Source organism: Pseudomonas sp. S37, assembly GCF_016658545.1.
Lineage (GTDB): Bacteria > Pseudomonadota > Gammaproteobacteria > Pseudomonadales > Pseudomonadaceae > Aquipseudomonas.
The window spans coordinates 32,725-42,786 of record NZ_JACVZC010000047.1; the positions used below are offsets into that span (position 1 = coordinate 32,725).

Here is a 10,062-nt window from a genome sequence, read left to right on the forward strand (position 1 = left end):
TTGAGAAAGCCGGAAGGGCTTTGCCCTCTGCGGGAGCGGGTTCACCCGCGAACGATCCAACCCGGTATATGGCACCGGCTGCGCCGGTGTTCGCAGGTGAACCCGCTCCCACAGGCCGCAAAGCGGCCCCAAAATCTTCAGGCAAACTTCAGATTCCGGCCAAACAGCCGATAACCCGTACACAGCATCACGCATGGCCGCTTGCCAGCCCTCGGGACATGATGCAACCTTGCCAGATACGCCGCTGTCCCAAGCTGCGTTCCCTCTTCAAGCGAGTCTTCGATGAAAAGCCAACCCGATGCCGCCAGCCGTGTGGCGGCCGAGGTCGTCACGCAGTTACCCGTGCCCTCGCGGCTCGGCATGCTGCGTTTCGAAAGGCTCAACGAAGCCACCTGGGCCATGCTCTACCTGGACCCGGCCTGCGAGCGCCAGTTCGGCCTGCAAGCCGGCGACTTGTGCGCCTTGGTCGACGCGCCCTATGCCAGCCTGATGGAACCCGAGGCACGCTACCGCCTGCACGACGAGATACAACAGCAACTGGCCCAGCGCGGTTACTACCGGGTGCGCTATACCCTGCATACCCCCAGCACCTCACTGCGCCTGCTGGAGGCCGGTGAAGCCTACAAGCAACACAATCGCCAGCTGTTGCGCGGCTACCTGAGCGTGCTCGACGACCAGCACGAGGACGCTGGCGACAGCGATGCCAGCGACCTGGAGTCACGTAACAACCGCCTGCAACTGGCCCTGCAACTTAACCAGCGCGCCCAGCAAGAACAACTCGAGCACCTGGAGCGGGTGCGCGGCCAGCAGGACCTGATCCTGCGTCTGGCCCGCCAACGCTACAGCGCCGAAAACTCGCTGCTGGAAGCCGCCCAACTGATCACCCAGAGCGCCTGCGAAATCTACAAGGTCGACTGCGCCAGCATCTGGCACCTGGAAGACCAGCGCCTGGAGCCGATCATTGCCTGGTACCGCGACGCCCAAGAGCACCGCCAGCCCGAAGCCATCGATGCCAGCCGCTTCCCCGACTACCTCGACGCGCTGCACGCCAGCCGTGCCATCGATGCCCACAACGCCGGCCACGATCCGCGCACCCGCGCCCTGGCACAAAGCATGCGCCCGGAAAACAAAGCCATGCTCGACGCCAGCATCCGCGTCGATGGCCAGGTCGTCGGCGTACTGTGCCTGGAACAGACCGGCCAGCCACGTGCCTGGCAGTCGGATGAAATTGCCTTCGCCGGCGAACTGGCCGACCAGTTCGCCCAGGTCATCACCAACCATAACCGGCGCGCAGCAGCCAGTGCCCTGCACCTGTTCCAGCGTGCGGTCGAGCAAAGCGCCAACGCCTTTCTGCTGGTAAACCGCGATGGCCGGGTGGAGTACGTCAACCCCAGCTTTACCGCCATCACCCAGTACAGCACCGATGAAGTCCAAGGCCGCCACCTCGGTGAGCTGCCAGCGCTGGAAAACCTCAGCGAGCTGCTGTTCGACTCGCCGTCGAGCCTGGCCATGGGCAACAGCTGGCAGGGCGAATTCAAGAGCCGGCGCAAGAACCTCGAGCCGTACTGGGGCCAGCTGTCGATTTCCAAGGTGTACGGCGACAACCGTGAGCTGACGCATTACATCGGCATCTACGAAGACGTCACCCAGACCAAGCTGGCCCAGCAACGCATCGAGCGCCTGGCCTACACCGACAACCTGACCAACCTGGGCAACCGCCCGGCGTTCATCCGCAGCCTCGACGAGCGCTTTGCCCGCGACGGCGAAAACTCGATGTGCCTGCTGCTGGTAGACATCGATAACTTCAAGCGCATCAACGACAGCCTCGGCCACCAGACCGGCGACAAACTGCTGATCAGCCTGGCCCGGCGCTTGCGCAACAGCCTGCACACCGGCGGCATCCTGGCGCGCTTTGCCAGTAACGAGTTTGCCGTGCTGCTTGATGACACCAGCCTGGAAGACGGCCAGAGTGTTGCCATGCAGCTGCTGCGCACGCTCGACAAACCGATGTTCGTCGACAACCAGCTGATCAACGTTACCGCCTCGGTGGGCCTGGCCTACGCGCCGCTGCACGGTACCGACCCGGCCAGCCTCATGAAAAACGCCGGCCTGGCGCTGCACAAGGCCAAGGCCAACGGCAAGCACCAGGTGCAGGTGTTTACCGAAGTGCTCAATGCCGAGGCCAGCTACAAGCTGTTCGTCGAGAACAACTTGCGCCGCGCGCTGACCCAGAACGAGCTGGAAGTGTTCTACCAGCCCAAGTTGTGCTTGCGCAGCGGCCGCCTGCTGGGCCTTGAGGCGCTGCTGCGCTGGAACCACCCCGAGCGCGGCATGATCCGCCCGGACCAGTTCATCAGCGTGGCGGAAGAAACCGGCCTGATCATCCCCATTGGCAAATGGGTGGTGCGCCAGTCCTGCCGCATGAGCCTGGAGCTGCGGGAAGCCGGCATGGGCAACCTGCACGTCGCCATCAACCTGTCGCCCAAGCAGTTCTCCGACCCGGACCTGGTGGCCTCGATCAGCACCATCCTCAGGGAAGAAGGCCTGCCCCCGCACTTGCTGGAGCTGGAGCTGACCGAAGGCCTGCTGCTTGAGGCCAGCGAGGACACCCACCGCCAGCTGGACGAGCTGAAAGCCCTGGGCCTGACCCTGGCCATGGACGACTTCGGCACCGGTTATTCGTCGCTGAGCTACCTGAAGAAGTTTCCGATCGACATCCTCAAGATCGACCGCAGCTTCATCAATGAAATCCCGGATAACCAGGACGACATGGAAATCACCTCGGCAGTGGTGGCCATGGCGCATAACCTGAAACTGAAAGTGGTGGCCGAAGGCATCGAGACGCCGGAGCAGTTGGCGTTCCTGCGCCGGCACCGGTGTGATGTGGGTCAGGGGTACCTGTTTGACCGGCCAATTCCGGGGCGCGAGCTGGCTGAGCGGTTGAAGCGCTATCCGCGTGGACCGGTGGCCTGACCTCGGGCAATATGGAAACCATTCGGGCCCTTTCGCGGGTAAACCCGCTCCCACAGGGACCGCACAGATCCTTGGACCTGTGATTTCCTTGTGGGAGCGGGTTCACCCGCGAAGGCCCCACCCCCCTATCCAACTGAATAAACACAGAGGAACGGCCATGGTCCTGCGTTCGGAAATCCTGGTGAACAAAAACGTCATGCCTACCGCGGAACAGGCCCTGCCTGGCCGCGAAGCGCCAATGAGCCTGCCCGAGTTCCACTACGTGTTCGAAGGCACCCCACTGCTCGGCCCGTTCTTCGAGGGCGCCATCGACTTCGCCATCTTCGGCCTGGGTTGCTTCTGGGGCGCCGAGCGCCGCTTCTGGCAACGCGAAGGTGTGGTCAGCACCGTGGTCGGCTACGCCGGCGGCTTCACCCCGAACCCCACGTACGAAGAAGTCTGCTCGGGCCTGACCGGCCACACCGAAGTGGTGCTGGTGGTGTTCGACAAGGACAAAGTCAGCTACCGCGAACTGCTGGCAATGTTCTGGGAACTGCACAACCCGACCCAGGGCATGCGCCAGGGCAACGACATCGGCACCCAGTACCGCTCGGCCATCTACTGCACCAGCCCGGAACAGCTGAAAGAGGCGCAGGCCAGCAAAGCCGAATACCAGGCTGAACTGCAAAAGTCCGGTTTTGGCGAGATCACCACCGAAATCGACCAGGCGCCGACCGTGTACTTCGCCGAGGCCTACCACCAGCAGTACCTGGCCAAGAACCCGGACGGTTACTGCGGTATCGGCGGTACCGGTGTGTGCCTGCCACCGAGCCTGCAAGGTAACTGACGGATGAGCACGATGACCCTGTTCCACTCGCCGTTGTCGCCGTTCGTGCGCAAGGTGATGGTGGTATTGCACGAGACCGGGCAGCTGGACCGGGTGCAGTTGCAGGCGGTGAACATCAGCCCGGTCAGCGGCGACCCGCAGCTGAACCAGGACAACCCGATCGGCAAGATCCCGGCCCTGCGCCTGGACGACGGCACCGTGCTGCACGACAGCCGGGTGATCTGCGAATACCTCGACTTGCAGCATGTCGGCCTGCCGCTGCTGCCACGCGAGGGTTCGGCGCGCTGGCGGCGCATGACCCTGGTGTCGCAGGCGGATGCGATCATGGATGCGGCGGTATCGAGCCGCTATGAGAGCTTCCTTCGGCCTGAGGACAAGCGCTGGGATGGCTGGCTGCAGGCGCAGGGCGACAAGATCCGCCGTAGCCTGGCCAACCTGGAGCAGGAGCATTTACCCGAGTTGCTGTCCGGTTTTGACCTGGCGGCGATTGGCGTGGCCTGTGCGTTGGGGTATCTGGATTTGCGTCAGCCCGGATTTGGCTGGCGTGAGCGCCAGCCTTGGTTGGCGGCGTGGTATGCCGAGGTGGCCAAGCGGCCGTCGATGGTCGCCACTTCTCCGGTGGCCTGAAGGGCCTCTTCGCGGGTAAACCCGCTCCCACAGGTACTGCACAGCTCTCGAATACTGTGGCGTCCCTGTGGGAGCGGGTTCACCCGCGAAGGCCTCACCTCGATATCACAGGAAACAACTGCCCGATCCTGAAGGCCAACCACCGCCCGATCTCTTTATCCTCCCTCATGACACCCTCCCTACCCGCGCCCAGTCCAGCCGCCGGGTCAGCACCATGAACACCCCCAGCAAGCCAAAGCACAGCAACGAGCCCATCAGCAGCGCGTAGTCCTCGGCACTCAGCAGCCCGTAGAGCAGCGCATACAACGCCGCCAACCCCGCCGCAAAGCCCACCCCTCGCCCCAGGCTGCGCAGCACATGGCTCAGGTAGAAACCGATCAACAACACACACGCCGAAGCCGACAGCCCATAAGCCAAGCCAAACCCGATATGCTCGGACAACGACAGCAACAACAGGTAGAAGAACGCCAGCGCCACACCCACCAGGATGTACTGCACCGGGTGCACACTCAGGTTCTTCAGCACCTCGAACAGGAAGAAGCCGGCAAAGGTCAGGGCGATGAACAGCAAGGCGTACTTGATCGCCCGCTCGCTCTTCAGGTACTGGTCCACCGGGTCGACAAAGCTGACGCCAAAGCTGCGCTCGCTGAAATCTGCGCACTGCCCGGCATTGGCACACTGACGCAGCGCGTCTTCGAGGTTGGTGGCAAAGAACGAGGTCTGCCAATGGGCGCTGAAGCCTTGCGCATCGATGTCGCGGCGGTTGGGCAAGTAACTGCCGACAAAGCTTGGGTGCGGCCAGTTGGCGCGCATGTCCACGCTGCTGGTACGGCCCACCGGCACCACGTGCAACTGGCCAGTGCCTTGCAGCGCCAGGTCGAAGCCATAGCTGAACTCCCGCGCCTGCAGGCCATCCAGCCCCGGCAGGCTGGCGTGTACACCGCCACGCATCCAGTCGAGTTGGGTGCCGGCTTCGAACGGCACCTTCTGCTCGTCCAGGCTCAGCTCCAGGCCGTTCTCGATACCGCGGATATCACTGATGCCCACCACCAAGAACGGCTTGTCGAAGCGGTAATCGTCGAAATCCTTGTCGATGCCCCAGCGCTCCGGGAGCTTGAAGCGGCCGCTGATACGGCCTTTGGCGTGGAATAGCCGCGCCTGGTAGATGCCACGGGCGCGCAGTTCGGTGTCCACGCCAAGGTCGGCATCGAAGGTTTCCGGCAAGAAGTAAAGATGGCCGGCGATGGTACTGGTTTCCTGAGTCCGCTCGCCGTCCTTTTCGATCCAGCGGCGCTGGTACTTGCGGTAGGGCACTACCAGCAGCGGGCCGCTTAGTTGCTGGTCGAAGCTGGCGCTTTGGGCGATATCCTGCAGCACGCTGTCGCGCAAGGCCTGGCGTTCAGCGATCAGGCCGTTGATCAGCAGTAGCGGGATGAGCAGCAGTAGCATCAGCACGGCGATCATACCGAGCTTGTAACCGAGGGTTTTGTTCATGGGGCCTCCTGTGGCAATGGGCGCAGTGTCTGCGCCTTGCGTGGAGGCCTTGGGGAGACTGTGTGTAGATTGTGTGATTTTGGGGCCGCTGCGCGGCCCATCGCGACGCAAGGCCGCTCCCACAGGGGTACGCGGCACCTTGTGGGAGCGGCCTTGCGTCGCGATGGGCTGCGCAGCAGCCCCGGCTATCTCAGCTGATACGCCGCAGCGGCAGCCACAACCTCACCCGCACCCCGCCATCGACGTTATCCACCGCCAACGCCCCACCATGCAGCTGCATCACCTCAGCCACAAAATTAAGCCCCAGCCCGGTACTCTTGCGCCCACTGCCCGGCCGTGGCAGCGAATAGAACCGCTCGCTCACCCGCCCAATGGCATACGCCGGTATCGCCTGCCCCTGGTTGAACAAACTCAACGCCACCCGCTCGCCATCGCGCTCCAGGTCGAACAGCAGCGCGCCAGCCTCCGGGGTAAAATCCAGTGCGTTGTCGAGCAAGTTGGCCAGCGCCTGGCGCATCAGGAACGGGTCACACAACAAACGCATACCAGCCGGCACCCGCTGACGCACCTGCAAACCGGCGCTTTCAATGCGCGCAGCATGGGCCACCAGCAACTCGTCGACCAGCGCCGCCAGCGCCACCTGCTGCTCATCTTCCAGCGCCTGCATCTGCTCGACCCGGGCCAGGTTGAGCAAGCGCTCGATCATCTGCTGCAAGCGGTCACTTTCCCGCTCGATATTGCTGGCAAAGCGCACGCGCTGTTCGGCTGGCATATCGTCCTGCAGTAACTCTGAAGCACCCCGGATGGCCGCCAGCGGGCTTTTCAGCTCGTGGGTCAGGGTATGCACGTAGCGCTCGACATAGGCCTTGCCCTCCAGCTGCGTGCGCATGCGTTCCACGGCCTTGGCCAGGTTCGCCAGCTCACCCCCCTTGTAATGCGGCAACTCTGCCCGTTCACCTTCGCTGACCGCCTGGGCATAGGCCGCCAACTTGCGCAGCGAGCGCGCCAGCCACCACGACAGTGCCGCCCCCACCAGCAAACCAAGGCCGATCAACCCCAGCCCCAGGGTCAGCAACCGCTGCTCGGAATGGTCGATGTACGGCTGTAGCGAGCTGTTGGGCTTGGCCACGGTGACCACGCCGATGATCTTGCCAGCGTCGATGATCGGCGCCCCCACATGCATCACCGAAGTGCTTTCGTCGTTGGGGTCGCTACGGGTGGAGCGCGCACCGTACTGGCCACGCAGGGTCAGGTACACGTCATTCCACTTCGAGTAGTCCTTGCCCTGGGCCTCGCCACTGGAATCCAGCAGCACGATGCCCTTGGCGTCGGTGACATAGATCCGGTGGCTGACCTGGTTCTTCGCCAGCCCCCAGATATGCGCACCGGGGCTGCGCGAACCGTAGGCCTTGAGTACTTCCGGCAGGCGCCCCTGGTTCAGGGTGCCAGCCTTGACGTCATCGCGCAGGATCTCGGCCAGCAGGTTGGCAGTGTCTACCAGCGTCTCCTCAGAGGACTGGCGCACCACCGGGCGGATCTGTTCGCGCACCGTGTTGAGCAGGAAGTACCCCGCCAGCCCGACGAACAGGAAGTACACCAGGAAAATCCGGATACCCAGGCGCATCAGGCATGGTCCGGGCTGTAGCTGTAGCCAAGGCCGCGGTGAGTCTGGATCGGCTCGGCGTCGCTGGCCACCTGGCGCAACTTGGCGCGCAGGCCCTTGATGTGGGTGTCGATGGTGCGTTCATAGCCCACGTCCGAGGCCACCCCCAGGGCGTCGAGCAGCTGCTCGCGGCTGAACACCCGCTGCGGTTGCTCCAGCAAACATTGCAGCAAGCGGAATTCGTGGCGGGTCAGCGTCAGCGCCTGGCTGCGGTAGGTGATCTGCATGCGCAAGGTGTCGAGCTGGAACAGTGCGGCTTCAGTGGCAGGCTCGGCCCTGGGGGCCATGCGCTTGAGGATCGCCCTCACCCGCGCGGCCACTTCACGCGGGCTGAAGGGTTTGACCACGTAGTCATCGGCACCGATCTCCAGGCCTACCACTCGGTCGATCTCGCTATCACGGGCGCTGAGGAACATCACTGGCACTTCACTGAAACGGCGCAACTGCCGGCAGGTTTCGAAGCCGCTTATGTCCGGCAGGCCGATGTCGAGGATGACCAGGTCGGCCGGGTGCTGGCGCTGCTGGTCGAGGGCGGCGCTACCGAGGGTTACCCATTCGATGCTGTGGCCGTCGGCCTGCAGGGCGTAGACCAGGGTGTCGGCGATGGCAGCTTCGTCTTCGACGATGAGGATGTGGGGCATGGCGTCCGGCCTTACTCAGGGCAAGAATGGACTTTTAACTTACCGGCCTCTTCGCGGGCAAGCCCGCTCCCACAGGATAGCCTCAAGCCCTGTGGGAGCGGGCGTGCCCGCGAAGAGGCCGGTACAGGCAAAGCAAATCAGCAGTCAGGCTTGCCAGCCGTAAACTTCTTGGCCGGGTTGACCGCTGCCTTGAACTCGCGCAGCGCCTTGGAGCCAATCAGCAGCGGGTAGTTGAAGCTGCTGCGGTCCACCAGGTTAACTTCCACGGTACGCTTCACGTCACCCAGGCAAAGCTCCAGGTCCACCACCGGGCGCTTGGAGATTTCCGGCGCATCGCCTTCCTCCTCTTCATCGGCACGGCCCTTGATCTTGCTGATGCGCGAGACCTTGTGCTCGTACACTTTGCCGTCCGAGTCCTTGGTCGCCAGGCGGAAGCGCACCCACTCGTCGCCATCGCGGGTGAACAGCTCGATGTCCTTGGCCGACAGCGACGCGGTGAAGGCACCGGTGTCCATCTTGGCTTTCAGGGTTTCGCCCAGCTCGGGCAGGGCGATGTTCTCATAACGGCCGTAGATCGTGGGCTCGGCGGCCATTACCGGCAGAGCCAACAGCGACAACAAGGCAAACAGAGATTTCACTAGCAGGCTTCCTTGAGAAGGGTCAGTGCTTAGACTGCACTGGCAGGATAGGTTCGCTGTCACAAGCCTAACCAACATAATGTGAAACATTTGTCTGCGCCGCCGGGCATTGGACATTTGGCGTAGGCCGCATCGCTGCTTATCATTGCCAACCGTTTATCTCCCACAACAAGAGTCTCTTTATGCGTCGCCTGCTGACCGGCATTCTCACTACCACCCTGCTGCTGCTCAATACCGTGGTGTTGATCTGCCCGCTGCTGGTCTTTGCCCTGCTCAAGCTGGTGTTGCCGGGCCGTGGGCGTGACTATGCCTCGTGGGCGGTGATGTGGGTGGCCGAAACCTGGTCGGAGATCGACAAGGCCATCTTTGCCTTGTGCATTCCTACCAAGTGGGACATTCGTGGCGTCGAGAACCTGCGCAAAGACACTTCCTACCTGGCGGTGAGCAACCACCAGACCTGGGTCGACATCCCCGCACTGATCGAAAGCCTCAACCGCCGTACGCCATTCTTCAAGTTCTTCCTGAAGAAAGAGCTGATCTGGGTGCCGCTGCTGGGCCTGGCCTGGTGGGGGCTGGATTACCCGTTCATGAAGCGCTACAGCAAGGCGTTTCTGGAAAAGCACCCCGAACTGAAGGGCAAGGACCTGGAAATCACCAAGGCGGCCTGTGAACTGTTCAAGCGTCAGCCGGTGACCGTGGTGAATTACCTGGAAGGCACGCGGTTTACCGAGGCCAAGCGCCAGGAACAGCAGTCGCCGTATCGTTACCTGCTCAAGCCCAAGGCCGGTGGCGTGGCGTTCGTTTTGGCGGCGCTGGGTGAGCAACTGGATGCCTTGCTCGACGTGACCATCGTCTACCCGGGCAACCAGGCGCCGGGGTTCTGGGCCTTGCTCAATGGCAGCATCAGCCGGGTGATTATCGACATTCAGGTGCGTGAGCTGGACCCGGCGCTGTGGGCGGGGGATTACGAGAATGACCCTGAGTTTCGTCAGATTGTGCAGGCCTGGGTGAACCAGTTGTGGGTGGACAAGGACCGGCGGATCGAGCAGCTGCGGGCGGAAATGGGCTGAGATCTTTATTGCCTGATCCGGCCTCTTCGCGGGTGAACCCGCTCCCACAGGGCCCCCGCTACCTTCAAGGCCTGTGGTGATTCTGTGGGAGCGGGTTTACCCGCGAAGAGGCCGGCACAGGCACTCCAGA

Annotated in this window: 8 protein-coding genes; 4 read left to right on the forward strand and 4 right to left on the reverse strand. The window is 63.0% G+C overall.

What is annotated here, in order from left to right:
- Positions 1-282: 282 nt before the first annotated feature.
- From IAE39_RS15850 to IAE39_RS15860, 3 genes are all read left to right on the forward strand, one after another.
- Positions 283-2,973 carry a putative bifunctional diguanylate cyclase/phosphodiesterase gene (locus IAE39_RS15850; protein WP_201203995.1) on the forward strand — a complete coding sequence of 897 codons (2,691 nt, stop codon included), beginning with the start codon at positions 283-285 and terminating at the stop codon, positions 2,971-2,973.
- 157 nt (positions 2,974-3,130) lie between these two features.
- On the forward strand, positions 3,131-3,799 hold the full coding sequence (msrA, locus tag IAE39_RS15855; protein ID WP_201203998.1) for a peptide-methionine (S)-S-oxide reductase MsrA: 669 nt from the start codon (positions 3,131-3,133) through the stop codon (positions 3,797-3,799).
- 3 nt (positions 3,800-3,802) lie between these two features.
- Positions 3,803-4,426, forward strand: coding sequence for a glutathione S-transferase (locus IAE39_RS15860; protein ID WP_201204000.1), 624 nt, complete (start codon positions 3,803-3,805; stop codon positions 4,424-4,426).
- Between the two features lie 165 nt (positions 4,427-4,591).
- Here the strand turns inward: IAE39_RS15860 and creD are convergent, their stop codons facing one another.
- The 4 genes from creD to rloA2 form a co-directional block, all read right to left on the reverse strand.
- On the reverse strand, positions 4,592-5,920 hold the full coding sequence (creD, locus tag IAE39_RS15865; protein ID WP_201204002.1) for a cell envelope integrity protein CreD: 1,329 nt from the start codon (positions 5,918-5,920) through the stop codon (positions 4,592-4,594).
- A gap of 190 nt (positions 5,921-6,110) precedes the next feature.
- On the reverse strand, positions 6,111-7,544 hold the full coding sequence (creC, locus tag IAE39_RS15870) for a two-component system sensor histidine kinase CreC (protein WP_201204004.1): 1,434 nt from the start codon (positions 7,542-7,544) through the stop codon (positions 6,111-6,113).
- Positions 7,544-8,224, reverse strand: coding sequence for a two-component system response regulator CreB (gene creB / locus IAE39_RS15875; RefSeq protein WP_201204006.1), 681 nt, complete (start codon positions 8,222-8,224; stop codon positions 7,544-7,546). The genes creC and creB overlap by 1 nt, the downstream gene beginning before the upstream one ends.
- Before the next feature lie 137 nt (positions 8,225-8,361).
- On the reverse strand, positions 8,362-8,862 hold the full coding sequence (gene rloA2, locus IAE39_RS15880) for a retropepsin-like aspartic peptidase RloA2 (protein WP_201204008.1): 501 nt from the start codon (positions 8,860-8,862) through the stop codon (positions 8,362-8,364).
- A 182-nt stretch (positions 8,863-9,044) separates the two neighbouring features.
- Here rloA2 and IAE39_RS15885 point away from each other — a divergent pair, with 182 nt between their 5' ends.
- Entirely contained in the window at positions 9,045-9,932 is an 888-nt protein-coding gene (locus IAE39_RS15885) for an acyltransferase (RefSeq protein ID WP_201204014.1), read from the forward strand.
- Positions 9,933-10,062 lie beyond the last annotated feature (130 nt).

Excerpts from the sequence above, each read along its gene's own strand:
- IAE39_RS15850 (WP_201203995.1), top strand. The coding sequence starts at position 283 with ATGAAAAGCCAACCCGATGCCGCCAGCCGTGTGGCGGCCGAGGTCGTC.
- msrA (WP_201203998.1), top strand. The coding sequence starts at position 3,131 with ATGGTCCTGCGTTCGGAAATCCTGGTGAACAAAAACGTCATGCCTACC.
- IAE39_RS15860 (WP_201204000.1), top strand. The coding sequence starts at position 3,803 with ATGAGCACGATGACCCTGTTCCACTCGCCGTTGTCGCCGTTCGTGCGC.
- creD (WP_201204002.1), bottom strand. The coding sequence starts at position 5,920 with ATGAACAAAACCCTCGGTTACAAGCTCGGTATGATCGCCGTGCTGATG.
- creC (WP_201204004.1), bottom strand. The coding sequence starts at position 7,544 with ATGCGCCTGGGTATCCGGATTTTCCTGGTGTACTTCCTGTTCGTCGGG.
- creB (WP_201204006.1), bottom strand. The coding sequence starts at position 8,224 with ATGCCCCACATCCTCATCGTCGAAGACGAAGCTGCCATCGCCGACACC.
- IAE39_RS15885 (WP_201204014.1), top strand. The coding sequence starts at position 9,045 with ATGCGTCGCCTGCTGACCGGCATTCTCACTACCACCCTGCTGCTGCTC.